The following is a 24,560-nucleotide window of genomic DNA, read 5'->3' as shown; positions in this document are numbered from 1 at the left end:
TTTTTCTTCTTATTCGGTCTTACATTTTATTTTCATAGTTTTATCCATTCACGATAGTTTTATAGTATGAAACGTTTTAATACCATTTTTTTTATTTGCTTCGGAATAGCTACGGCAACCGCTCAATTTTTAGATAAGAAAGAAGACTTGACTAACTTTAATGGTTTTTTCGATTTTCATTATTCTGAAAAAGAAGGAGAAATCTATCTCGAAGTGCCCTCAGATAAAATTGAAAAAGAGTTCTTGTACGTCCATTCTCTTAGAACAGGATTAGGCTCTAACGATATTGGATTGGACAGAGGGCAACTTGGAGGGCAAAAGGTAGTTAAGTTTATTAAAAGCGGTAATAAACTTTTGTTACTTGAACCTAATCTGCGATATAGAGCGACAACAGATAACCAATTAGAAAAAAAATCTATTGAAGAAGCTTTTGCCAAATCAGTTCTTTTTGGGTTTGATATCAAAGAGACCAAAGACAATACGTATATTATTGATATTACCTCATTTTTAATGCAGGATAGACATGGGGTTGCACAACGGCTTAAAAGCAATAAACAGGGAACCTATAAATTAGATAAGACTCGAAATTCACTTTGGATGGAACGCACTAAAGCGTTTCCTAAAAATGTTGAGTTTGAAGCTCTACTTACCTTTGTTGGAGAAGCAAAAGGAGGAAATATAAGAAGTGTGGCTCCAGATGCAAGTTCTGTTTCTGTAGTACAGCATCATAGTTTTGTAGCATTACCTGATGATAACTACACTCCAAGAATATTTGACCCACGTAGTGGTTCTTTCTCAATAAGTTATCAAGATTACAGTTCTCCAATTTGGGAACCTTTAACAAAGCGTTTTATTACTAGACATAGACTAGAAAAAATAAACCCATCAGCTTTAAAAAGTGAAGCTAAAGAACCCATCGTGTATTATTTAGATCCTGGTACTCCAGAGCCAGTTCGTTCTGCCTTATTAGAAGGAGCTCGTTGGTGGAATCAAGCTTTTGAAGCCATTGGATACACTAATGCATTCCAAGTAAAAATGCTTCCTAATGATGCAGACCCAATGGATGTGAGATATAATGTGATACAATGGGTACATCGTTCTACGCGTGGGTGGAGTTACGGAGGGAGCGTCATAGACCCAAGAACAGGTGAAATTTTAAAAGGACATGTAAGCTTGGGAAGTCTTCGTATTCGTCAGGATTTTATGATTGCACAAGCATTAAGTAATAAACCTTTTGCCCAGCGAGACGATAATCATTCACAATTACTAGAAATGGCGTTAGCTAGAATTAGACAACTATCAGCCCATGAAGTAGGTCATACGCTTGGTTTCGCGCATAACTTTGCAGCAAGTACAAATAATAGAGCAAGTGTAATGGATTATCCTCATCCTTCATTACGTATTAAGAATGGTCAAATCGATTTTACTGATGCATACGCTACTGGAATAGGAAATTGGGATAAAGTGACTGTTGCGTATTCGTATAGCAATCCAAAAAACGATGTTCCTCTAGAAACTCACTTAAATAGTATTTTAGAAGGTGCTTATGCAAATGGACTTAGATATATAACAGATAGTGATGCAAGAGCAAAAAGTGGTGCACATGCAAAAGCGCATTTATGGGATAATGGAAAAAGCGCTACAGAAGAACTAAAAGATATATTGAAACTTAGAGAAATAGCGATAACTAATTTTTCTGAAGATAATATACGAACAGGCGAACCCTATACTGTTTTGGAAGATGTCTTTGTACCACTATATTTTTATCATAGATATCAAACTGAAGCAGCTGTAAAACTTATAGGTGGCTTAGATTACAATTACGCAGTTAAGGGATATAGCGGTGATATTGTTTCCACTTTACCTAAAAGACAACAAAAAGAAGCATTAAACGCTGTATTACAAACGTTACAAGTTGAAACTTTAATAATACCAGAAGATAAACTTAAACTATTTCCACCACGCGCTTATGGGTATTGGAAAAATAGAGAATCTTTTAAAAGCAATGTAGGAGTTGCCTTTGATGCTATGGGAGCTTCTGCTACGGCAGCAGATATGACTTTAAAACTCTTACTTCATCCAGAACGAGCTAACAGGTTAGTTCAGCAAAAAGCGTTAAATCCAAATAATATTGGTTTAGAAGATGTATTACAATCACTAATTGAAACTACTTTTAATACTAAAGCAAATTCTACTTATAAAACTGAGGTTAAGAAAACAATTCAATACGTTGTATTTCAACATTTATTAAATTTATATTATTCAAAATCAACAGTTCCTCAAGCTAGGGTTGCTGTTTTGGAGACTTTACAAAATATCTTTAGCAATAATAAAGATGATGATTTGATTTCTTTAATGGCAATTGAATTTAAAAAATATGAAGCACACCCTGATACTTTTAAATATATAAAATATTTGAAGATACCAGACGGAAGTCCAATAGGAAGTTTTCAATGTACCTTTAACCATTAAAATTTTATCATGAAAAAAATACTAGTTCTATTACTTTTGGTAAGCACTATAACTTTAAGTGCACAGAGAGATGAAGCCTATGTTGCTTCCGAAATTGAAAAATTTAGTCAATCCTTAGAAGATCGAGATATTAATACCTACTTCTATACACAACGATTTTGTAGTGGTTCAATCGAGATAATTCAACTTGCTGAAGGTAGAATGTGTGCCACAAAAGGAACCTATATTGAAACCTATTTTTTCTGGGAAGAAGAAGATACTATCATGATGAAAAAAATAGATAACTGTGGTCTTTTTTATTCGGTTGAACTAGAGGATAGATCTCTTTGGAATTTTATTTCATCAAATTGGAATTCAATAAAAAGTAGCAAGGTCAAAAACTATGAAACTGCACAAGAAAGTGATGGGCCAACACAAAGAACAGAAATACATCCATGTAAACGAGCCTTTAGCTTTAGTGACCCAGAAACTCCCATTTCAATACAATATGATTTGTTTGATTTAACTAATGATGCAAGTCAAGAGAATATACACTATAAGAGCAACAATGAACTTACCATAGTAAAATTGGATAAAATGTTAGATACTATTATAACCAAAAACCAATCTAAGCTAAGAAGACAAAAATAGAATAATGCATATTGATTTAAGAAGCGATACGGTTACAAAACCAACCAAGGGTATGCTTGATGCTATCCTTACTGCAAAAACTGGAGATGATGTTTATAAAGAAGACCCAACTGTAAATGAGTTAGAAAGAAAGTTAGCCGAAATGTTCGGTATGGATGATGCTTTATTTTTTCCAACGGGGAGTATGGCAAATCAAGCAGCAATTAAATTACACACCCATCCTGGAGAACAACTTATTTGTGATAAATGGGCACACGTATATAATTATGAAGGAGGCGGTGTTTCTTTTAATAGTGGTGTTTCATGCAAGTTAGTAGATGGCACAAGAGGAATGATAACTGCAAAACAAGTTGAGGCTAATATTAACCCTCCAGACTTTTACCACAGTCCGTTAACTTCTTTAGTTTGTATTGAGAATACAACTAATAAAGGAGGGGGTGCCTGTTATGATTTTGAAGAAATAAAAAAGATTAGAACCGTATGCAATGCTAATAAATTGGGATTACATCTTGATGGTGCAAGATTAATGAATGCCATAGTAGCAAAAAATGAGAATCCTGGGGATTACGGAGCAATTTGTGATACTATTTCGGTTTGCCTAAGTAAAGGGTTAGGAACACCCTTAGGAACTGTTTTAATAGGAAAAAAACACCTAATGGAAAATGCCATTAGAGTTAGAAAAATTTTAGGAGGCGGAATGCGTCAAGTAGGTTTTATGGCGGCAGCTGGTATCTATGCATTAGACAATCATTTAGACCGATTGGATGAAGATCATAAAAAAGCAAAGGAAATTGGAGTACATTTAGGTAAGCAATCGTATATTGAAAGTGTTGAACCAGTAGAAACAAACATTGTAATCTTTTACCTTAAAAAGGGTATTAACGAAGACAAATTCATAAATGACTTCGAAACTCAAAATATCAGACTAAGCAACATGGGTAATGGTAAGTTACGAGTTGTAACACATCTAGATTATAACAACGAAATGCATTCCTGTTTTCTTGAAAAGTTAAGTTCATATTAATAAAAAAAGCGCTCAAAAAGAGCGCTTTTTTTATGTTTTGATATCTAGAATTTATTCTACTTCTTTAACTTCTGCTTTTGGAGCATTTGTTTTAACAGACTCAATTCCATTGTTCATTCCACTTTCAGCAGCGTACATTTGGCTACTTCCAATAATTTGACCGTTTGTTGACTTAATATTGAAATGAAATTTACCATTTTTAGCTGTTTTTCTTTCAAAACAGTTGTCATCTCCACAATTTTTTTGAACAGACTCAATTCCGTTCATAGCACCAGACTTAGATGCATACATTTGGCTAGACAAAATCACTTGTCCGTTTCCAGCTTTTAATACGAAATGATATTTATCACCACTTTTCTTTAATTCAAACATAGTTGAGGTTTTAAAGGTTTGACTTGCATTCTTATAAAGTATAAATATCGAAAAAAAAAACCATATTTAAAACTTATTGAATAAGTGTTTTAATAGAGAAATTAGGCACTTTGTCGTAATTTAATATTCCATAATCGAAAAACAATATTTTAGTTAAAGTTTTCTTAATTAAAAATTCGTAATTTGTAGAAACTTAAACACATAAATCCATTAACATGAAAAAAACTATCCTCTTTGGTATTTCTTTTTTAGTAGCTTCTGTTGCTTTTTCTCAAGATTTACCTACCAACCCAGAACCAGGAAAATGTTATGTACGTTGTACAACACCAGACGTGTATGTAAATGAAACAGTACAGATTCAAACAAAACCAGCTTATAAGCGCTTAAGAACCGTTCCTGCTCAGTATGAGACAAGAACAGAGCGTGTTATGGTTAAAGCTCCTGGAAAGAAATTAAGAGTTATCCCAGAAAAGTGGGGTACTGAGACTATTACGTATGTAAAAAAACAAGCTGGATCTACTTTAAGTGTGTCTCCTGCAAGTTTTAGTAGTGATAGTGAAACAATTGAAATTAAACCAGCGTATGCTCAATGGGAGTTGGGTGCTCCAGCGCCAGACTGTGCATCTAGTAACCCAGACGATTGTCGTTACTGGTGTTATAAAGGATACCCTGCAGAATTTACTACTGTAAGCGTTACTCGTCTTGCTAATGATGCAACTGCAAATCGTTCATCTACTCAAGAGCAAATGGGAACATATACTAAAAGAGTTGTTTCTGAGCCAGCTAGAGTAGTTGAGGAAGAAATTCCTGCTGAGTATGCAAACATTACAAAAACTGTAATGGTTAAAGATGCAGAAGTGATTGAAGAAACTGTTCCTGCAGAGTATAAAACAGTAACTAAAGAAGTTTTAAAAACTAAAGGTGGTTTAACTACTTGGAGAGAAGTGGAGTGTGCTCTTGTTGAGTACCAAGCATTACCTATAAACTGGAACTTAGGAAGTGCAACTTTAACTGCACAGGCTAAAAACTTGATCGATACGCGTTTAATGCCAGTATTAGCTCAAAACCCAGGAGTTAAATTAGAAATTGCTTCTCACACAGATTCTAGAGGAAGTAGTACTTCTAACCAAGATTTATCTGAAAGAAGAGCACAAGCTGTAGTAAGATACTTACAATCTAAAGGAATTAACCCAAGTCTATTAGTTGCTAATGGATATGGTGAAAATAGATTAAAGAACAGATGTTCAGATGGAGTTTCATGTACAGAACGTGAGCACAGAGCTAATCGTAGAACTGAATTCAGATTAATAAATAACTAATATACGTTAACACAACCATCAAACGTGATTAGGTTACAAAAGAATTCCCAGATTTGGGAATTCTTTTTTTTTTACCATCTTTGGCATAAATAATGTTGAAATAAAATAAATTCTAAGCCCTATGAATCGTTTTATTGCTATTCTTATTGTTCTCCTTGTAAGTAACTCAGTTGTCACTGCTCAAGAAGAGGCATCTTCTTTAAACTGGCTAAATAACTTAAAAGAAGCAAAGCAGTTTGCAAAAAAGGAAAACAAACCAATTCTTTTATATTTTACAGGAAGTGATTGGTGTTCACCTTGTAAAATGCTTAAAAAAGATTTTTTTGAATCTTCTGCCTTTGTAGAAAAATCATCAGCTTTTGTAATGGTAATGATAGATTACCCACGTAGGGTAGACATCCTTACTGAGGAACAATTGGAATATAATAAAGGGATAGTTGCAGAGTACAACAAAACAAAAACCTTTCCCAACTTAATGGTTTTAAATCCAAAAGGTAAAATATTAGATAATATCTCTGGATACAGTTCACTTAGAGATACAAGTAATCACTTTGCCTTTATTAATAAATATTCTGGAAAAGTAAAATAGATAGACTATTTAAACATATCCATTCCAGGGATATTTGGCATACCTTCTTTTGCAACTGCTGCTATTTCAGTTTCATTTACTTTTGTTGCCTTTTCTATTGCTTTGTTTAGATTAATTATTAAATAATCTTCTAATTGCTCTTTATCTTCAAGCAAAGTATTATCTATAGCTATAGACTTAATTTCCCTATTTGCAGTAACTGTTATTTTTATAAGTCCGTCGTTACTTTCCTCATCAATTAAAACAGTATCTAATCTTTTTTTGGTTTCTTCAACCTTAGCTTGGGTTTCTTTTAATTTACCCATCATTCCCATTATATCTCCAAACATATATTAAATTTTAAGTATTAGGTGCAAATTTAGTATTTTGCATCTTTATAAATCAATAGTTTTAAAATGAAAAATATACTTTTTGTTTCTATGTTAACACTTATTTTTGCAGCCTCTTGCAAACAAAAAGAAACTTCAAAGAAAAATATGAATATACAACCTCCTTTAGCTGAAAAAATTGCTAAAAACCTTGAAAAACATGGAGATGTAAGGGTAGATAATTACTATTGGTTAAATGAAAAAGAAAATCCAGAAGTAATAGATTATTTAGAACGAGAAAATGACTACTATGAGAAAATGACAGCTCATACTACTAATTTTCAGAAGGATTTATTTGAAGAAATGAAAAGTAGAATTAAGGAAGACGATAGCTCTGTACCCTATTTCTACAATGGATATTATTACATAACTCGTTATGAAACAGGAAAAGACTACCCTATTTATACAAGAAAAAAGGAAAGTCTTGATGCTAAGGAAGAAATCTTGTTTAATGTTAATGAAATGGCAGAAGGTCATTCTTTTTACAATTTAAATGGTATTAATGTTAGCCCAGATAATAAATGGGTAGCGTATGGCGTAGATACTGTAAGTAGAAGAAAATATACTATCTACATTAAAAACTTAGAAACTGGAGAAGTACTTCCGCAAAGTATTGCAACCACAACGGGAGGTTCTACTTGGGCTAATGATAATAAAACCTTGTTTTATACAAGAAAAGATGAGCAAACATTACGCTCTAATCAAATTTTCAAACACAAAAGAGGGGAGAATCCAGAGAATGATGCATTGATTTTTACTGAAGAAGATGAAACTTTTGGAACCTATGTTTACAAAACAAAATCTAGAAAGTTTTTAGTAATTGGTTCCTATAGTACTTTGTCTAATGAATTTCAGGTTTTAGATGCAGACACCCCAGATGGTGAATTTTCAGTTTTTCAGAAAAGAGAAAGAGGCTTAGAGTATACTATTTCTCACTTCGGAAATGACTTTTACATCGTAACCAACAAAGATGAGGCTACTAACTTTAAACTAATGAAAACTCCGCAATCTAAAACTTCAAAAGAAAATTGGACTGAAGTTATTGCGCATAGAGATGATGTTTTACTCGAAGATGTTGATATTTTTAAAGAATATTTAGTTGTGAGTGAACGTAATAATGGATTAAATAAAATCCATATTATGAGTTGGGACAAAACACAAGACTATTACCTTCCTTTTGATAGTGAAACATACACAGCATACACAACACAAAATATAGAGTTTGATACCAAAGTGCTTAGATATGGCTATAATGGGCTAACTACACCAGCTTCTGTGATAGATTTTAATATGGAAACAAAGGAGAAGAAGGTTAAAAAAGAAGTTGAGGTACTGGGGGGAGAGTTTGATAAAAATAATTATGAGTCTAAACGTGTTTGGGCAACTGCAACAGATGGAACTAAAATTCCAATTTCTTTGGTTTACAGAAAAGGAATAAAATTAGATGGGAGTAACCCTCTATTTCAATATGCATACGGATCTTATGGCTCAACCATAGACCCTTATTTCTCTACAGTACGTTTAAGCCTGCTAGATAGAGGTTTTATCTATGCCATTACTCATGTAAGAGGAGGTGAGTATTTAGGAAGAAAATGGTATGAAGATGGAAAACTCCTTAAGAAGAAAAACACATTTACAGATTTTATAGATGCTTCTAAATATTTAATCGAAGAAGGCTATACTTCTAGCGATCATTTATACGCTTCTGGAGGTTCTGCAGGAGGTTTGTTAATGGGTGCTGTGTCTAATATGGCTCCAGAATTATACAATGGTATTATTGCAGCTGTTCCATTTGTAGATGTTATTACTACTATGCTGGATGATAGTATTCCTCTAACTACAGGTGAATATGATGAATGGGGCAACCCAAACGATCCAGAATACTATAATTACATTAAATCGTATTCTCCTTATGATAATGTAGAATCAAAAAACTATCCAAATATGTTTGTAACAACTGGATATCACGATTCTCAAGTACAATATTGGGAGCCTGCAAAGTGGGTAGCAAAGCTTAGAGAATTAAAGACAGATGAAAACCTATTACTATTCCACACCAATATGGAAGCAGGTCACGGTGGCGCTTCAGGAAGATTTGAAGCCCTAAAGGAAGTCGCTATGGATTATGCTTTTATCTTTGATTTGGAAGGGATAAAAGAGTAATTAATTTTTTTAATGTAACTTTGCCACGTTTTTTGACTGAATATTTTTCAGTTCTAAAATAAAACTCTTTATATGAAAAAAAGCATTAATGCTCACGATAGTGTTTTAAGTTTAATAGGAGATACTCCATTAGTAAAGTTATCTAATATTACCGCATCTATGAAAGGTAATTACTTTGCTAAGATTGAAGCTTTTAACCCGGGACATTCTTCAAAAGATAGAATAGCACTCTACATAATAGAACAAGCCGAAAAGAAAGGAATACTTAAACCTGGTGATACCATTATTGAAACTACAAGTGGAAATACTGGTTTTAGTATAGCGATGGTTAGTATCTTAAAAGGATATGAGTGTATATTGGCAGTAAGCTCAAAGTCATCTTCAGATAAGATAGACATGCTTAAAACAATGGGAGCTAAGGTTTATGTTTGTCCTGCACACGTAAAAGCAGATGATCCAAGGTCTTATTATGAAGTTGCCAAGCGTTTACATTCAGAGATTAAAGATTCTGTTTATATTAATCAGTACTTTAATGAACTTAATATAGAAGCACACTACAATACAACAGGACCAGAAATTTGGAACCAAACTAATGGTCAAATTACACATTTAGTTGCTTGTAGCGGTACCGGAGGAACAATTTCAGGAACTGCTCGTTTTTTAAAGGAACAAAACCCAAATATAAAAGTAATAGGTATAGATGCGTATGGTTCTGTAATTCAGAAATACCATCAAACTAGAGAGTTTGATAGTGACGAAATTTATCCTTACAGAATTGAAGGACTTGGAAAAAACTTAATTCCTACTGCAACAGACTTTGATGCTATTGATGCTTTTATAAAAGTCACAGATGAAGATAGCGCACATACTGCAAGAGAGCTAGCTAAAACAGAAGGTTTATTTGTTGGTTACACAAGTGGCGCAGCAATGCAAGGATTAAAACAACTTGAAGAAGATGGTGTTTTTGATACTACAAGCAATATAGTTGTAATTTTCCCTGACCATGGTTCTAGGTATATGAGTAAGATATATAGCAACGATTGGATGGAAAAACAAGGCTTTTTTGATTCATCAAGACACGAAGTGGAATCAATCCAATATATAAAATAAGCTTTTATAATAAAATTTTTAAAACCCTATCAATCATTTGGTAGGGTTTTATTTTTTAACAGAACTACCTATAAAAACCATTGTCATCCTACTAATTTTATTTAATTTTGCGGTCACTAAATAATTGAGTATTGATGAAAGATTTATTTGATAAGATATATAAAGACAAAGGGCCTCTAGGGAAATGGGCAGAAGTAGCAGAAGGATATTTTGTGTTTCCAAAACTGGAAGGACCTATATCAAACCGTATGAAATTTCAAGGGAAAGAAGTAGTTACTTGGAGTATCAATGATTATTTAGGTTTGGCTAACCACCCGGAAGTTAGAAAAACTGATGCAGAAGCTGCTGCAAAATATGGGTCTGCATACCCAATGGGTGCTCGAATGATGAGTGGCCATACGGACTTGCACGAACAATTACAAAAAGAACTAGCTGCTTTTGTATCTAAAGAAGCGGCCTACCTTTTAAACTTTGGTTATCAAGGAATGGTATCTACCATAGATGCTCTTGTTTCTAAAGATGATGTAATTGTGTATGATGTAGATGCACATGCATGTATCATAGATGGTGTAAGATTACATTTAGGGCAACGCTTTACCTATAAGCACAATGACATGGATAGTATTGAGAAGAACTTAATACGTGCCGAGAAAGTTGCTGAAAAAACTGGCGGAGGAATCTTATTAATTTCTGAAGGTGTTTTTGGAATGCGTGGTGAACAAGGAAAGCTTAAAGAAATTGTAGCCCTTAAAAAGAAATACAACTTTAGACTGTTTGTAGATGATGCACACGGTTTTGGTACTTTAGGAAAAACAGGAGCTGGAGCAGGAGAAGAGCAAGGAGTACAAGATGATATTGATGTTTATTTTGCAACCTTTGCAAAGTCTATGGCAAGTACAGGTGCTTTTATAGCTGCCGATAATGAAATTATTACCTATCTAAAATATAATTTACGTTCGCAAATGTTTGCAAAATCATTGCAAATGCAATTGGTTGAGGGAGCATTAAAACGACTTGATATGATGCGTTCTAGTACGAAGTTTAAAGACAAACTTTGGGAGAATGTAAATGCATTACAAGGAGGGCTTAGAAAAAGAGGGTTTGATTTAGGTACAACTCAGAGTTGTGTAACCCCCGTTTATCTTAAAGGTTCTATTCCAGAAGCAATGGCGTTAGTAAAAGACTTACGTGAAAATCACGGCATTTTCTGTTCTATAGTAGTGTATCCGGTTATTCCTAAAGGATTAATATTACTACGTATGATTCCTACCGCTTCTCATACTATGCAAGATATTGAGGAAACTCTAGAGGCTTTTTCTGCGATTAGAGAGCGTTTAGAAAACGGAACTTATAAAAGATTATCTGCTTCTGTTGCTGCGGCAATGGGAGAGTAAGCAAATTTCTAATTTATAGATCTAAAACCTCTCTTTTTGAGAGGTTTTTTTATTTTACTATATAGCCACAAACTGCCTTTCCGTTTATAAAAATAATAAGCTCTTTATTTGCTTGTTGGTATAGGTTAATAGCAAAACTAACTTTGTTATCGCTTATTGAAATATCTTTTACAGTTTTAGCATCATTATTTAAGCTATACCCTATCCAGTCAATAGGTTCTTTGGAGTTAAATGTAAACCTTGTTTCTTTATTATCTTTAGAAGAAAGAATCCCATTTTTAGGTGAAATTATAATATGATTGGGTGCCTCACTACCAAATTGTAATACACTAACTTCATAGTCTCTTCGTGACATCATATCACTAAGTAATGCATCTTCCTTTTTTTGAGGATGATGTATGTTTATTAACACTTCTGGAGGTGTTTTGTAATAAAAATCTGTTGGGTCTTTTATAAACTCCCTGCTACTAAAAGAGCCAGCGCCCCATGTAGTATCAACTAGGTATTGTACTCCATTAATAGTTACTTTATTCCAAGCATGGTTTGAGTTGTCGTTTTTTTTACCAATTTCTTCAATACTATTTCTTGAGTAACCAGAGATAATACTTGATTGTATTCCTAATTGGTCACAGAGCTCTTTAAAAAGGGTACTATAGCCATGACAAATGGCAGCATTTGTAGATAGTGTTCGCTCAGCTTGTAATTTTTGTCGTTCTCTTAGTTTTTGAAGGCGTTCTGCTTCAGTAGAAAAGCGAATACTGTTTGATATTCTATTTCTTTCAGAAAAACTATAGGCAATATTATTGGTAATCCAAACATAGATAGCTCGCACTCTATCTTCTTCAGTAGAGAAATTGGTTGCTATCTTTTCTGAAAGCTTTTCAGTACTGCTAAATTTTGAAGGATATTGTAGTACAATAGCATCTACTTTTTGATAGTCTTGTGCACCTGAAATACTTACTGTTACAAGTGCCAAATAGAAAAATAACTTATTCATAGTTATTTAAAAACAAAAATCATGCTATTTTAGTATTAATCTAGCGATTTTTTATAAGTGCTACGCTCTTTGTGTTGCACAGGGCTGTAATCTTTCCAAAGAGCTTGTACAGCTGTATTTTCAATTAACTCTGGGTTTGTTTCTACGGTATGAATACCTTTTGCGTTAAAAAGCTTTTGCATTTCTTCAAAAATAATTGCTGTAACCCCTTTTCCTTGATACTCTGGGTCTATACCAATTAAATAAAACGCTGCTTTTTCGTTCTTTTTTTGTGCTTGTAAAATATGAAACCAACCCGTTGGAAATAATTTTCCATTTGCCTTTTTAAGTGCTTTTGAAAAAGAAGGCATCACAACAGAAAATGCAATTAATTTCCCTTCTTTATCACGTATACAGGTTATGTAATCTGGATGTATAAAGCTAAAATACTTTTCTTTATAGTAATCTATTTGATATTGCTGTATAGGAACAAATGTTTGTAGCGAATTGTAAGTGTTATTAAGAAGCCCAAACATCTCGTCCACATAAGGTAAAATTTCTTTTTTATTCTTAAACCTAATAACCGTTAAGTTGTAACGTTCTCTTATTATTCTTGAAAACTTCTTTACTTTCTCAAAAGCTTCTTCTGGTATTTTTAATTTAAACTCGACCCAAGTGGCTTGTTTTTCGTAGCCTAATTCTTCAAAATGCTTTGCATAGTATGGATAATGATACCATGTAATCATAGTATTCATTTCGTCAAATCCTTTGGTAAGAATTCCAGCTTTTTCCATATTAGAGAAGCCTACAGGACCCTCAGCATACTCTAGGCTATGTTCTCTTCCTATTTCAAATACCTTTTCAAGAAGTGCTTTTGTAACCTCTATGTCATCTATAACATCAAACCAACCAAATCGAACTTTCTTTTTACCAATCTCATTTATTTCAAGATGGTTAATAATAACTGCAATTCTACCCGCTGTCTTGCCATCTTTTTTGGCTAAAAAGTAATAAGCGTCTGCATTTTTAAATACAGGATTTTTTTCCTTATCTAGTGTTTCTATTTCATCTTTAATAAGAGGAGGAACCCAAAATTTTGAGTCTTTGTATAGCTTAAACGGAAAAGTTACAAACTCCTTAAGCTCTTGTTTGGTTGTTAGTTGTGTAATATTTATCATACGCTTAATCTACTATAAACCCCCATTATCACCACCTTCTCCATCATTTTCAAAACCATCTTTTCTCTTTTTTCTTTTGCCTTTGTTTTTTTCTTCTCTTCTTTTATCTCGACCAGCTTTTCCTTTTTCTTCAATATATTCGTCTTGGTCATGCATATCAAATCTGTATGCTAATCCTATACGACCGTAGGTTCTACTAGGTGTATCTTTAAAATTCAGTAAAATAGAACCGTCTACATGAAAATCTTCAGTAATTAATATAGCAACACCACCTCTAAAGATTTGATCTGCATAAAAATCACTTTTAAATCCTTGATTTTCAACAAAAACTGAAAACCAATCTGTGGGCGTATGTGTTAAGGTTACTATATAGCCATAAGAAGGATAGTCTGTTGTAATTCTATCTACAATAATGTTGGTAACAAAAACAAATCCTCCAAGAAAGTTGTTTTGTGTTGCTACTACAAACTTTGGACTAATCGAAATTTCTTCAACTCTTGGTGTTGTATTATTGGTAAATAAACCTTCGGGGTTTTGAATAAAGTCGAAGTTAGCACCCGCATAAACAGATACTGCTGGAATTAAATCCTCCCATTGTATTCTATTGTTTTTTTTCCAGCTTAATAGGTTAGGACCTTCTAGCTGTCTTTTTCTATATGGGTCATAGATTAAATATTTTGCGCCAAGCGTGTTGCTTCTAAAGTTACTTGTGTTTGTCTCAAAGGTGCTTACTCCATTTGAACTTATTACAGAGTTTGATTGAAAAGACCCTATAAGGCTAACTTCTAATTCTTCTTTAAAAAAGCCATATCTAGCAGAGTAGTCTATAAACCACGCGTCTGTTTCAGTATTTAATAATCTATGCTCTTCACTACCTATTCCAAAACCAGTCTCAAACTGTAATACATTTTTACCTACCGAAAATGCTCCTTGAGATCTTCCTGGCCTATTAGAATTGAGCTCTTCTGTATATTGTGAAAAAGAAGTTGTAACTACTAATAGTGCTAGTACCGTAAACAGACTTTGAAGGTTCTTCATGTTTTTTTGGTTTCGTTCAAAGATATAAGATTTTATCATTTATTTAATAGTTGTATTTGGTCTTTTTCGATGCCTTATTATTACTTTTGAAAATACAACTTAGTTATGATTACTTTCTTAAAAACGTTATTAATTGTACTGCTGGTATATTTTGGGATAAAATTTCTTGCAAGATTACTAGGGCCTTACCTAATGCGATATATAGCAAAAAAAGCTGGGGAACGATTTGAAAAAGCTTTTCAAAATAACAATCAATCCTCTAAGACATCAAAAAGGCCAGGAGAAGTTACAATAGATAAAATGCCTAATACTCATAAAAAATCGAAAGACACAGTAGGTGAGTATGTAGATTTTGAAGAAGTTGAGTAAATCCTTCTTTTTACAATTTTTCTCATCTTATTTTCATAATTTTCCATTCTATTAAATCTAGTAGTCTATATGCATTTCGATTTTAAAAAAATACTCCCACATCTTGTTGTTTTAGTTCTTTTCGTTGTAGCATCGCTTTTATACTTTAATCCTGTTTTGCAAGGGAAAAAATTATTTCAAAGTGATATTGCTCAATATGTTGGTATGTCTAAGCAACAAAAAGAGTACAAAAAGGAGACTGGAAACGAAGCATATTGGACAAATGCTGCATTTGGAGGTATGCCAACCTACCAACTAGGAGCAAAGTACCCGCACAATTACATAAAAAAATTAGATTTAACCATACGTTTTTTGCCAAGACCAGCAGATTACTTATTTCTATACTTTATAGGCTTATATATCTTATTGCTAGTTTTAAAAATAGATTATAAACTTGCCTTTCTAGGCGCTATTGCATTTGGTTTCTCTACCTATCTCATAATTATTTTGGGAGTTGGTCATAACGCAAAGGCGCATGCCATTGCATACATGCCACTTGTGTTGAGTGGTATTTTACTCACTTTTAGGGGTAAATATATCTGGGGCTTTGTACTCACAACTATCGCAGTTGCTTTAGAGTTAGTGGCAAATCATTTCCAGATGACTTATTATTTATTGTTATTAATAATCTGCATTGGGGTTGCTTATTTTATAGATGCATATAAAAAGAAGATGTTACCGCACTTTTTTAAAGCTTCAATAATCATGATAGTTGCTGCTATTGTTGCTTTGGGGCTTAATGCTACTAATATTATGGCGACTAAAGAGTATGCAGACACATCTACTAGAGGTAAATCTGAACTGACCATCAATCCAGATGGAAGCAAAAAAGAAGAAGTAAATGGTCTTGATTATGAATATATAACTGAATATAGCTACGGAATAGGAGAGTCCTTAAATCTTTTAATCCCTGGTTTAATGGGTGGTGGTTCAAGCGACCCACTCCCAGAAGATTCTGAAGCTTTTGAATCCCTAGTTAAAATTGGAGCTTCTCCCCAAGAAGCAGCACAATTAGTAGGACAAACACCCGCTTATTGGGGAGATCAACCAATTGTTGCGGCTCCTGCTTACATAGGTGCAGTTGTTATATTTCTGGCAGTTTTAGCCTTATTTTTAGTAAAAGGAAGATTAAAATGGTGGATTGTAGCTGGTTTCACAATTAGCCTATTATTATCATGGGGAAAAAACTTTAGCTTCCTAACCGAATTTTTTATCGATTACATCCCATTATATAGTAAGTTTAGAGCCGTATCTTCAATACAGGTTATTATCGAGTTAGTTCTTCCTATACTTGCTGTAGTAGGTTTACATCAGTATTTTAATGATTTTGTAAAGAAAGAAGTAAAACAAAAAGCTTTACTGCTTACAACAGGAATTGTTGGTGGGGTAACAATACTATTACTTCTTTTTAAGAGTTTACTTTTTGATTTTGCGAGTCCTTATGATTCACTTTTTATTGAACAAATAGGGCTAGAGTATATTGAAGCCGTTAGAGAAGATAGGATATCAATTTTCACAAGTGATGCAATAAGAAGTCTTATTTTTATTTTGCTTTCAGCAACTGTTTTGTTTGGTTTACTAAAGGGGAAATTAAAAGAAATTACAGCTATCTCAATTTTAGTCGTTTTGGTTGCAATAGACTTAGTGGGAGTAGATAGAAGATATGTAAATGAAGATGATTTTGTACGTGCTAGAGTAATGGAACAACCTTTTCCAAAAAGTGGGGCAGATATGCAAATTTTGGAAGATGATGGTTATTACAGAGTATACGATGTAACAAACGATGCTTTTACAAGCGGACAAGCAAGTTATTATCACAATGCACTTGGAGGATATCATGCAGCAAAACCTGGTAGAATGAATGATATTAATGAATTCTACCTACGTAATGGTAATATTGGGATATTAAACATGCTTAATGTTCGGTATATTATTATTCAAAATGAAAATGGAGGCCCTATTGGACAACGTAATCCCTATGCTAATGGCCCAGCTTGGTTTGTAGAAAATATCAAGGTTGCAAATACAGCAGATGAAGAATTACAGTTATTAGACAGTTTAAATAGCAAGAAAACAGCAGTTGTATATAAAGACTTTGTGGATGTAATTCCTTTAGATAAGGTTGCTAGAGATACTACAGCAACAATTACTTTAAGGTCTCAAGAATTACAAGAGTTAGTTTATGAAACATCTTCAAGCTCTGCACAGTTAGGTGTTTTTTCTGAAGTATATTATCCAAAAGGGTGGAATGCCTATATAGATGGAAAGCCAGTTGAACATATACGTGCTAACTATGTATTACGAGCATTACCTATTCCAGCTGGAGACCACACTATAGTTTTTAAATTTGAACCTAGCGTGATACAAACAGGAAGTACCATAAGTCTTGTTAGTGCTATCCTTCTATTGCTCTTAATTATAGGAGGTGTATTTTTTAGTTATAGAAATACACAGAAAACTACCTCTTAATTAATATGAAAAGGGTACTCATTATTACATATTATTGGCCACCAGCTGGAGGGCCAGGAGTACAACGTTGGGTGCAGTTTGTAAAGCACTTTAGAGATTTTGGAATTGAACCTATTGTTTATGTTCCAGAAAACCCTCATTACCCACTTCAAGATGCTTCTTTTAAAAAAGATGTGCCAAGTGACATAACAATACTTAAACACCCTATAAGTGAGCCATATGCTCTGGCTAAGTTGTTTTCAAAAAAGAATACTCAAAAAATGAGTAGTGGTCTTATAGCTAATAAAAAACAATCGCTATTAGGTAAACTTATGTTGTTTATAAGAGGTAACTTTTTTATACCAGACGCTAGAATTAGATGGGTAAAACCTTCAGTACAATTTCTTTCTAACTATATTTCTGAAAATAATATTGATACTATAGTTACTACGGGACCTCCTCATAGTTTACATTTAATTGGACTTAAACTTAAACAGCAAACTATATTAAAATGGGTAGCAGACTTTAGAGACCCATGGACTACCATACACTATCATAAATCATTACGTCTTACTAAAGCTTCATCAAGAAAACATAAAGAACTAGAGCATCAAGTTTTAAATACAGCAGATACGGTTGTTGTAACAAGTTCAGTAACCAAAGAAGAGTTTAAGAATATAACCCCAAAACCAATAAAAGTAATTACCAATGGGTATGACGCTTCTATAAAAATAGAATCTCAACTAGATGCAAAATTTTCAATAGCCCATATAGGGTCTTTGTTAAGTGAACGCAATCCTATAGTTCTTTGGAAAACCTTAGCCGAAATAGCCTCAGAAAATGTTGATTTTAAAGATGATTTAAACCTTGTTTTTGCAGGTGCTATAAGCGAACAAGTACTAGAGAATATTATTAGTTTTGGACTGGAAGAAAACTGTAAAATATTAGGGTATGTGAGCCATGAGAAGGCATTGCAATTGCAACATAATTCTCAAGTACTGTTACTTATTGAAATGAATAAACCCGAAACAAAATGTATTATTCCTGGAAAACTCTTTGAATATTTGGCTGCTCAGCGTCCTATCATGACGTTTGGGCCATCAGGAAGCGATGTTTCAAGTATTTTAAAAGAAACCAATCATGGAAAGTATTTTCCCTATAATGATGGTGAATTAAAAGAAACGATACTTTCTTTTTATTCAGATTATAAAAACAATAATTTAAAAGTAGTTTCAAATGGAATTGAAAAGTATAGTAGAAAGGCATTAACCGAAAAAATGGCAAGATTACTTAAAGATATATAAATAAAGAAGAACCCCTTGCTCAACTTTTGTCTCACAAGGGGTTCTAAAAACTAACCAACCAAAATTTTATAATCCTCTACCTCTTCTTGATGTAGATCCTTTAGAACTTCTAGAGTTACTAGATCTACTTGAAGTAGCTTTACTTCTTGATGTGCTTCTCTTTGCCGTAGTAGCTCTTGAAGAAGACTTTCTTGATGAGGTACTTCTAGAAACTGTACTTCTTTTTTGTGAAGGCTTAGTTGCTCTAGATGAACGTTTAGCAACAGTACCTCTGTTACTGTTTACAGTATTTCTACTACTTTTCTTTGCAACACCTCTAGAAGTATTTCGAGAGTTACTTATAGTTCCTCTACTGTTTTTCTTAGCAACACCTCTAGAAGTAGTCGCTGGACGACCCTTAGAACTATAGGTTTTGCGTGAATTATCACGTTTTGCAATACCTCTACTGTTATTACTAACGGGCCTTCCCTTAGAAGTTGTAGTATTTCTTTTTACTGTACCTCTTGAGTTTGCTCTAGTATTTATAGCATTACCTCTTGAGTTTGAAACAAAAGTATTTCTACGGTTAGGATTGTAGTCTCTATTTTTTGCTACACGACCATCTCTGTAATGTACTCTACTTCCTGGACGGTAAAAGTTTCTTCTACCATTGTTGTAAGCTACACGATGTCTATTGCTATAATATCTTCTATGTACTATATAACTATACCTTACTGGAGTGTAATATCTTCTGTATGGGACATCATATACAATGCAACTTGCAAACACAGGTCTTGTATAAAATACGTGCCATGGTCTGTATACATAAAAACGGTTCCAAGGATTTATAAACCCTGTACAATGTGAGAAATATCCATATCTGTTATAGTTTATATATAATCCACCTACACGTACCAAACGTCTGTTAGTATACCTTATATCTACGCTACCTGCTTGAACAATACGTCCATACTCATCGTAGTAAATAGGTACTTCTTCTACTTGAATAACGGCACCGTAGTCATCATACTGTACATATGCTTCATAATCATATCCTGAGTTAAAACTTACATTAACATTTGGAGTATTAATGTTTACATTAACATTGCTACCATTTTGTGGTCCTACATATACAAAATCAAACTGACCATCTGGAAACACCGAGAATTCAACACCACCCTCTACAAAAATGTATGCCGAACCATCATAATTACGTGTTGGTGTCTCTGCATTAGATGTTTCTTTTGCTACTGCTGTTGTTCCTACTAAAAGGAAACTTAAAAATAAAATTGCTAGATTTTTCATAACTTAAAAATTTAGGTTGTACTTGCTTTAACTTTTTGGTCAGCTTTGTACGCCTAAATAATAACAACCTCCGTGCCAAAAAAGTAAACCCTTGATTTTAAAGGGTTTTACAGAATACTAAATACGAAGTGTTTGTTTATTAAAGTAATGACCCTAAATTTTTGAGAAAGTAGGTTTAAAGTTGCAGTTACCTAAGGGCTTCTTTATAAATTTTAAGACAACGTTCCCTTGCCATTTTGTGATCAACCATTTTGTCGGGGTAAGAGTCGGTATTAAATTCTGTTACCCATTTCTTTATGTATTTATGGTTTTTATCAAATTTTTCTATTTGAGTAGTAGGATTAAATATTCTGAAATATGGAGCAGCATCTACACCGCTACCTGCTGCCCATTGCCAATTACCTACATTACTAGCTTGTTCATAATCAAGTAATTTTTCGGCAAAATAAGCCTCACCCCATCTCCAATCTATTAATAGGTGTTTACATAAAAAACTAGCTACTAGCATACGTACACGATTATGCATATAACCTGTTTTGTTAAGCTCTCGCATCCCAGCATCTACAAGAGGATATCCTGTTTTTCCTTGTTTCCATTTTTCAAATTCATCTTCATTATTTCGCCATTGTATACGGTCATATTTTTTTCTGAAAGCATTTGAAACTGTTTCAGGGAAATGCCATAGGATTTGCATAAAAAATTCACGCCATATCAATTCTTGCCAAAAGACTTCATTTTTTTCAGCAATAGCTTTTTTAATCATTTTTCTAACACTCACCGTTCCAAACCGAAGATGAGGCCCTAGTCTAGAGGTACCATCTTTTGCAGGAAAATTTCTGTTTGCTTCGTATTCCTGTATAGTGGTTGGAGTGACATCATATTCAGGGATTTTAATGTTAGATTTTTTAAAACCAATATCAGATAATGAAAGGTTAGGGAGCCTAGTGTTTTTGTATAAATTGTCTGGTGCTTGTGAAAAATAATGAATAGTAAGATGCTTATTAGGATCAAAAGTAGCTTTCCATTTTTTCATATATGGAGTATAAACTACATATGGGTCTCCATCATCTTTAACTATATCGCTTTTCTCAAAAATAACTTGGTCTTTAAAAGTGTAAAAACCAATATCTTTTTCTGAAAGAAATTCACTTATCTTTTTATCTCTTTCTCTTGCATAGGGTTCATAATCTCGATTAGTAATTACATTTTGCACATCGTATTCTGAAAGAATCTCCTTAAAAACTACTTCGGGCTTCCCTTTGTAAATAGCTAGGCTACTACCAAGTTCTTGAAGCTCATTTCGCATATTTTGAAGTGTCTCGTGTATGAAAGTTACTCGGGCATCATCTTCTGGAAGTTCACTTAAAATTTCGGTATCAAATATAAAAATGGGTAAAATAGGGTGTTTTCCTTCTAAGGCCTTACAGAAACCTACATTGTCATCTAAGCGTAAATCTCTTCGAAACCAAAATATGGAAATCTTTTTACTCACCTTATGTTACGTTTAATGTTGACATTCCGCCATCTACTCCAATAATTTGTCCAGTTACCCAACTAGAATTATCACTAAGTAAATAGGTTGCAGCCTGCGCAATATCTTTTGGTGTACCAACACGTTTTAAGGGGTGGCGATCACCCATTTTTTCTTTTTTATCGTTACTGGAGAGTAATTTTTCTGCTAGTGGAGTATCAGTAAGAGAAGGTGCAATTACATTTACTCTAAAGCTAGGTGCATACTCCGCTGCTAATGCCTTAGCGAAACCCTCAATCGCTCCTTTTGCAGCAGCTACACTTGTATGAAAAGGCATACCAACCTTTACAGCTACCGTGCTAAAGAAAACTAAACTTGCTTGGTTTGCAGCTTTTAACTTTGGTAAAAGTGCGTATACTGTTTTTACTAATCCCATAAAGTTAACTTCCATGTCTTCTTGAAAAGTCGCTGGTTTCAACATTTTAAAAGGGCGAAGGTTAATGCTTCCAGGACAATACACTAATCCATCTATTGTATCTGGTAGTTCTAGTTGAGAACTATCATCTTCAAGCGCATCAAATGTAAGGTGGGTAACACCTTCAGGAATATTTTCTTTAGTTCTTGAGGCTATGTATACGTTATTTTTCTCTTTGAGTAATGTGGCAATCTCATTTCCTATTCCGTAGGAACCACCAATTAATACTATATTTTTCATTAATTATAATTTTCCGAAAAGCTCTTCTAGCTTAGCTTTTCTGTAATTAAAAATTTCATTTAGCTTAGGCTCTACTAAAAAAGGATGTACCATTTGTCCTAAAATACCCATAGGGACTTTATAATGGATAATGTCTTCCATTTCAACTCCACCTTCTATTTCTTTAATAAAGTGCTTATGATGCCAAAGGGAGTATGGACCAAATCGTTGCTCGTCTACAAAATAGTTACCTTCCTTAACATGAGTAATCTCTGTAACCCACTTAGTTTTTATACCAAAAACAGGTGTGACAATATATTCAATAATTTGCCCAGCGAACATAGGTCTATCTCCCCCTGAAAGTATATGAAACCCCATATAATCTGGGGTGATTACTTTTAAGTTTTTTGGGTTTGATAGAAATTCCCAAGCTTCCTGTTTTGAAATAGGAATACTTTGTTTGGAGTTAAGTTGGTATATTTTCATTTAAATATACATATGGTCAGTTTGTTTTGTTTTTTTGCTAACCTTATTAGCATTCATAACAAACAATCTTTGAGTATCTCTAACTAAATTTTTAGACTTTCTAAAAGTGAATAATTTTGTGATGATTTTAAACATAGCTTTACTTTTTCAGTAAAGTTAAAATTGTTTCATGAATTTATCATTCTATTAAACAAAACATTAACAGTCATCACAACAATTATCATCTTTCACAAGACGACAACTTATAACTGCTAAGAGTGCTCCAATTATAGGAGCTAAAATATATATCCAAAGATGCTCTAGATGTCCAGAGACTAATGCTGGAGCAATAGAGCGAGCGGGATTCATTGATGCTCCAGTAATTGGACCTGCAAAAAGCGCTTCTAGTAAAACAACACTACCAATGGCAATACCAGCAATAATTCCTATTTCTTTTGCGCCTGTAGACACGTTAATAATTACTAACATTAAAAAGAAAGTGAGGATAATTTCGAAAATAAAAACCTTAAATACGGAGAGTTGTGGGAGGGTAGTACCTAGTAATTCGTTTTCAGGAAATAAAAAAAGAAGCAATGCACTTGCTGCAATAGCTCCAATTGTTTGAGCGATTACATATTTTGGAACTTCTTTCCACGGGAATTTTTTTGCAAAAGCAAAGGCAATTGTTACCGCTGGGTTTATATGTGCGCCACTTATATCCCCAAATGCATAAATCATTGCCATGACTATGAGACCAAAAGTTACTGCAACTCCTGGATGGCTCACTACACCTTCTGTAAACTCATTAATTATTATTGCTCCTGTTCCACAAAAAACTAATGCAAAAGTGCCTATTAACTCGGCTATGTATCGTTTCATATTGTAAAAGTAGTTTTTATGTTTCAATATATGGTTTTAAGTTTTTGTTAACTATTATAACCCGACTGTATTGTAACTTTATAAATCTATAAAACACCTTAAAACTAAACACATGAAAAAAGCATTATTATTTGTACTAGTTGCTATGTTAACTATGACATTTCAGGCACAAGTTAAAACACCTGCGCCTAGTACAGCACAAAAAATTGAACAAAAAGTAGGCCTCACCGACGTTACATTAGAGTACTCTAGACCTTCTATGAAGGGCAGAGAGATTTTTGGAGGATTAGTCCCTTACGACAAAATGTGGCGTACTGGAGCAAACGCAAACACAAAAATTACATTTAGTGATGATGTAATGATTGGTGATAAAGCTGTGAAAGCTGGAACATATGCTATATTCACAAAACCAATGAAAAACAACTGGGAAGTATATTTTTACTCAGACTCAAACAATTGGGGAACACCTCAAAAATGGGACGAAAGTAAAGTAGCTGCAAAAACAACTGTTCCTGTATATCCTCTTCCTATGGATATAGAAACATACACAATGTCTTTTGATGATATTAGTAATGACTCTGCAAACCTTGGACTAATGTGGGAAAAGGTATATGTAGGCGTTCCAATTAAGTTTCATACGGATAAAATGGTATCTGCCAGTATAGAGCAAGTAATGGCAGGGCCAAGTGCAAACGATTATTATGCTGCTGCTGTATATTACTTAGAAGCAGATAAAGACATGAATAAGGCTAAAATGTGGATAGACAAAGCTATCGAAATGAGAGAACAACCTGCATTTTGGTACCACAGACAACAATCTTTAATCTATGCAAAGTCTGGAGACAAAAAAGGAGCTATTAATGCTGCTAAAACTTCTTTGAAATTAGCTAAAGAAGCAAGCAATGCAGACTATATTGCTTTAAATGAAAAGTCTTTAAAAGAATGGGGAGCAATGTAAAATGTTAACTCATTTT

At 33.5% G+C, this 24,560-nt stretch carries 22 protein-coding genes; 12 read left to right on the top strand and 10 right to left on the bottom strand.

Annotated features, from left to right (window positions below; translation table 11 throughout):
• The first annotated feature begins 66 nt into the window (after positions 1 to 66).
• Genes RM538_RS03680 through RM538_RS03670 form a run of 3 tightly spaced genes read left to right on the top strand, consistent with a single transcriptional unit; the run spans position 67 to position 4,126 of the window.
• On the top strand, positions 67 to 2,472 hold the full coding sequence (locus tag RM538_RS03680) for a zinc-dependent metalloprotease (protein WP_311332042.1): 2,406 nt from the start codon (positions 67 to 69) through the stop codon (positions 2,470 to 2,472).
• Between the two features lie 9 nt (positions 2,473 to 2,481).
• On the top strand, positions 2,482 to 3,102 hold the full coding sequence (locus tag RM538_RS03675; protein ID WP_311332041.1) for a hypothetical protein: 621 nt from the start codon (positions 2,482 to 2,484) through the stop codon (positions 3,100 to 3,102).
• A gap of 4 nt (positions 3,103 to 3,106) precedes the next feature.
• On the top strand, positions 3,107 to 4,126 hold the full coding sequence (locus tag RM538_RS03670) for a threonine aldolase family protein (protein WP_311332040.1): 1,020 nt from the start codon (positions 3,107 to 3,109) through the stop codon (positions 4,124 to 4,126).
• A 51-nt stretch (positions 4,127 to 4,177) separates the two neighbouring features.
• Here RM538_RS03670 and RM538_RS03665 read toward each other — a convergent pair whose 3' ends face one another.
• Positions 4,178 to 4,498: a YegP family protein gene (locus RM538_RS03665; RefSeq protein ID WP_311332039.1), complete on the bottom strand. Its 321-nt coding sequence runs from the start codon at positions 4,496 to 4,498 to the stop codon at positions 4,178 to 4,180.
• Between the two features lie 215 nt (positions 4,499 to 4,713).
• On the opposite strand from RM538_RS03665, the gene RM538_RS03660 reads away from it, so the two are divergent.
• Both RM538_RS03660 and RM538_RS03655 read left to right on the top strand, forming a co-directional pair.
• Positions 4,714 to 5,817 (top strand): OmpA family protein, encoded by a 1,104-nt coding sequence (locus RM538_RS03660; RefSeq protein WP_311332038.1) that lies wholly within the window; start codon positions 4,714 to 4,716, stop codon positions 5,815 to 5,817.
• A 121-nt stretch (positions 5,818 to 5,938) separates the two neighbouring features.
• Complete coding sequence (locus tag RM538_RS03655) at positions 5,939 to 6,406, top strand: thioredoxin family protein (protein ID WP_311332037.1); 468 nt, start codon at positions 5,939 to 5,941, stop codon at positions 6,404 to 6,406.
• Positions 6,407 to 6,411: 5 nt separating this feature from the next.
• On the opposite strand, the gene RM538_RS03650 is transcribed toward RM538_RS03655, so the two are convergent.
• Positions 6,412 to 6,735, bottom strand: coding sequence for a YbaB/EbfC family nucleoid-associated protein (locus tag RM538_RS03650; protein WP_311332036.1), 324 nt, complete (start codon positions 6,733 to 6,735; stop codon positions 6,412 to 6,414).
• 66 nt (positions 6,736 to 6,801) lie between these two features.
• Here RM538_RS03650 and RM538_RS03645 point away from each other — a divergent pair, with 66 nt between their 5' ends.
• The 3 genes from RM538_RS03645 to capB all read left to right on the top strand — a co-directional run bounded on the left by RM538_RS03645 (position 6,802) and on the right by capB (position 11,441).
• Positions 6,802 to 8,937 (top strand): S9 family peptidase, encoded by a 2,136-nt coding sequence (locus RM538_RS03645; RefSeq protein ID WP_311332035.1) that lies wholly within the window; start codon positions 6,802 to 6,804, stop codon positions 8,935 to 8,937.
• Between the two features lie 72 nt (positions 8,938 to 9,009).
• Positions 9,010 to 10,047 carry a cysteate synthase gene (gene capA, locus RM538_RS03640; RefSeq protein WP_311332034.1) on the top strand — a complete coding sequence of 346 codons (1,038 nt, stop codon included), beginning with the start codon at positions 9,010 to 9,012 and terminating at the stop codon, positions 10,045 to 10,047.
• 134 nt (positions 10,048 to 10,181) lie between these two features.
• Complete coding sequence (capB, locus tag RM538_RS03635; RefSeq protein ID WP_311332033.1) at positions 10,182 to 11,441, top strand: cysteate-C-fatty acyltransferase; 1,260 nt, start codon at positions 10,182 to 10,184, stop codon at positions 11,439 to 11,441.
• Between the two features lie 49 nt (positions 11,442 to 11,490).
• Here the strand turns inward: capB and RM538_RS03630 are convergent, their stop codons facing one another.
• Genes RM538_RS03630 through RM538_RS03620 form a run of 3 tightly spaced genes read right to left on the bottom strand, consistent with a single transcriptional unit; the run spans position 11,491 to position 14,633 of the window.
• Positions 11,491 to 12,438, bottom strand: a complete 948-nt coding sequence (locus RM538_RS03630; protein WP_311332032.1) for a transglutaminase domain-containing protein — start codon at positions 12,436 to 12,438, stop codon at positions 11,491 to 11,493.
• A gap of 35 nt (positions 12,439 to 12,473) precedes the next feature.
• On the bottom strand, positions 12,474 to 13,595 hold the full coding sequence (locus RM538_RS03625; RefSeq protein ID WP_311332031.1) for a GNAT family N-acetyltransferase: 1,122 nt from the start codon (positions 13,593 to 13,595) through the stop codon (positions 12,474 to 12,476).
• A gap of 12 nt (positions 13,596 to 13,607) precedes the next feature.
• Entirely contained in the window at positions 13,608 to 14,633 is a 1,026-nt protein-coding gene (locus tag RM538_RS03620) for a transporter (RefSeq protein WP_311332030.1), read from the bottom strand.
• A gap of 105 nt (positions 14,634 to 14,738) precedes the next feature.
• Between RM538_RS03620 and RM538_RS03615 the strand changes: the two genes are divergently transcribed.
• From RM538_RS03615 to RM538_RS03605, 3 genes are all read left to right on the top strand, one after another.
• Entirely contained in the window at positions 14,739 to 15,002 is a 264-nt protein-coding gene (locus tag RM538_RS03615; RefSeq protein ID WP_311332029.1) for a DUF4834 family protein, read from the top strand.
• A gap of 69 nt (positions 15,003 to 15,071) precedes the next feature.
• Positions 15,072 to 17,510 (top strand): YfhO family protein, encoded by a 2,439-nt coding sequence (locus RM538_RS03610; protein WP_311332028.1) that lies wholly within the window; start codon positions 15,072 to 15,074, stop codon positions 17,508 to 17,510.
• 5 nt (positions 17,511 to 17,515) lie between these two features.
• Positions 17,516 to 18,793, top strand: a complete 1,278-nt coding sequence (locus RM538_RS03605) for a glycosyltransferase family 4 protein (RefSeq protein WP_311332027.1) — start codon at positions 17,516 to 17,518, stop codon at positions 18,791 to 18,793.
• A gap of 66 nt (positions 18,794 to 18,859) precedes the next feature.
• Here RM538_RS03605 and RM538_RS03600 read toward each other — a convergent pair whose 3' ends face one another.
• The 5 genes from RM538_RS03600 to RM538_RS03580 form a co-directional block, all read right to left on the bottom strand.
• Positions 18,860 to 20,077: a hypothetical protein gene (locus RM538_RS03600; protein WP_311332026.1), complete on the bottom strand. Its 1,218-nt coding sequence runs from the start codon at positions 20,075 to 20,077 to the stop codon at positions 18,860 to 18,862.
• A gap of 187 nt (positions 20,078 to 20,264) precedes the next feature.
• Positions 20,265 to 21,569, bottom strand: coding sequence for a cryptochrome/photolyase family protein (locus RM538_RS03595; protein ID WP_311332025.1), 1,305 nt, complete (start codon positions 21,567 to 21,569; stop codon positions 20,265 to 20,267).
• Position 21,570: 1 nt separating this feature from the next.
• Positions 21,571 to 22,263, bottom strand: coding sequence for an SDR family NAD(P)-dependent oxidoreductase (locus tag RM538_RS03590; protein ID WP_311332024.1), 693 nt, complete (start codon positions 22,261 to 22,263; stop codon positions 21,571 to 21,573).
• Positions 22,264 to 22,266: 3 nt separating this feature from the next.
• Positions 22,267 to 22,728 (bottom strand): SRPBCC family protein, encoded by a 462-nt coding sequence (locus RM538_RS03585; RefSeq protein ID WP_311332023.1) that lies wholly within the window; start codon positions 22,726 to 22,728, stop codon positions 22,267 to 22,269.
• Between the two features lie 198 nt (positions 22,729 to 22,926).
• The gene (locus RM538_RS03580) at positions 22,927 to 23,586 is read right to left on the bottom strand and encodes an MIP/aquaporin family protein (protein WP_311332022.1); all 660 of its coding nucleotides are present in this window, start codon (positions 23,584 to 23,586) and stop codon (positions 22,927 to 22,929) included.
• 112 nt (positions 23,587 to 23,698) lie between these two features.
• On the opposite strand from RM538_RS03580, the gene RM538_RS03575 reads away from it, so the two are divergent.
• On the top strand, positions 23,699 to 24,544 hold the full coding sequence (locus RM538_RS03575; RefSeq protein ID WP_311332021.1) for a DUF2911 domain-containing protein: 846 nt from the start codon (positions 23,699 to 23,701) through the stop codon (positions 24,542 to 24,544).
• The last annotated feature ends 16 nt before the right edge of the window (positions 24,545 to 24,560 follow it).

The sequence above is a fragment of the Patiriisocius hiemis genome (assembly GCF_031846325.1).
Taxonomy (GTDB): Bacteria; Bacteroidota; Bacteroidia; order Flavobacteriales; family Flavobacteriaceae; genus Patiriisocius_A; species Patiriisocius_A hiemis.
This window is presented reverse-complemented; position numbering and strand designations above follow the sequence as displayed.

What these genes read in the sequence shown, in the direction of transcription:
- RM538_RS03680 (WP_311332042.1), top strand. Translation starts at nt 67, where the DNA reads ATGAAACGTTTTAATACCATTTTTTTTATTTGCTTCGGAATAGCTACG.
- RM538_RS03675 (WP_311332041.1), top strand. Translation starts at nt 2,482, where the DNA reads ATGAAAAAAATACTAGTTCTATTACTTTTGGTAAGCACTATAACTTTA.
- RM538_RS03670 (WP_311332040.1), top strand. Translation starts at nt 3,107, where the DNA reads ATGCATATTGATTTAAGAAGCGATACGGTTACAAAACCAACCAAGGGT.
- RM538_RS03665 (WP_311332039.1), bottom strand. Translation starts at nt 4,498, where the DNA reads ATGTTTGAATTAAAGAAAAGTGGTGATAAATATCATTTCGTATTAAAA.
- RM538_RS03660 (WP_311332038.1), top strand. Translation starts at nt 4,714, where the DNA reads ATGAAAAAAACTATCCTCTTTGGTATTTCTTTTTTAGTAGCTTCTGTT.
- RM538_RS03655 (WP_311332037.1), top strand. Translation starts at nt 5,939, where the DNA reads ATGAATCGTTTTATTGCTATTCTTATTGTTCTCCTTGTAAGTAACTCA.
- RM538_RS03650 (WP_311332036.1), bottom strand. Translation starts at nt 6,735, where the DNA reads ATGTTTGGAGATATAATGGGAATGATGGGTAAATTAAAAGAAACCCAA.
- RM538_RS03645 (WP_311332035.1), top strand. Translation starts at nt 6,802, where the DNA reads ATGAAAAATATACTTTTTGTTTCTATGTTAACACTTATTTTTGCAGCC.
- capA (WP_311332034.1), top strand. Translation starts at nt 9,010, where the DNA reads ATGAAAAAAAGCATTAATGCTCACGATAGTGTTTTAAGTTTAATAGGA.
- capB (WP_311332033.1), top strand. Translation starts at nt 10,182, where the DNA reads ATGAAAGATTTATTTGATAAGATATATAAAGACAAAGGGCCTCTAGGG.
- RM538_RS03630 (WP_311332032.1), bottom strand. Translation starts at nt 12,438, where the DNA reads ATGAATAAGTTATTTTTCTATTTGGCACTTGTAACAGTAAGTATTTCA.
- RM538_RS03625 (WP_311332031.1), bottom strand. Translation starts at nt 13,595, where the DNA reads ATGATAAATATTACACAACTAACAACCAAACAAGAGCTTAAGGAGTTT.
- RM538_RS03620 (WP_311332030.1), bottom strand. Translation starts at nt 14,633, where the DNA reads ATGAAGAACCTTCAAAGTCTGTTTACGGTACTAGCACTATTAGTAGTT.
- RM538_RS03615 (WP_311332029.1), top strand. Translation starts at nt 14,739, where the DNA reads ATGATTACTTTCTTAAAAACGTTATTAATTGTACTGCTGGTATATTTT.
- RM538_RS03610 (WP_311332028.1), top strand. Translation starts at nt 15,072, where the DNA reads ATGCATTTCGATTTTAAAAAAATACTCCCACATCTTGTTGTTTTAGTT.
- RM538_RS03605 (WP_311332027.1), top strand. Translation starts at nt 17,516, where the DNA reads ATGAAAAGGGTACTCATTATTACATATTATTGGCCACCAGCTGGAGGG.
- RM538_RS03600 (WP_311332026.1), bottom strand. Translation starts at nt 20,077, where the DNA reads ATGAAAAATCTAGCAATTTTATTTTTAAGTTTCCTTTTAGTAGGAACA.
- RM538_RS03590 (WP_311332024.1), bottom strand. Translation starts at nt 22,263, where the DNA reads ATGAAAAATATAGTATTAATTGGTGGTTCCTACGGAATAGGAAATGAG.
- RM538_RS03585 (WP_311332023.1), bottom strand. Translation starts at nt 22,728, where the DNA reads ATGAAAATATACCAACTTAACTCCAAACAAAGTATTCCTATTTCAAAA.
- RM538_RS03580 (WP_311332022.1), bottom strand. Translation starts at nt 23,586, where the DNA reads ATGAAACGATACATAGCCGAGTTAATAGGCACTTTTGCATTAGTTTTT.
- RM538_RS03575 (WP_311332021.1), top strand. Translation starts at nt 23,699, where the DNA reads ATGAAAAAAGCATTATTATTTGTACTAGTTGCTATGTTAACTATGACA.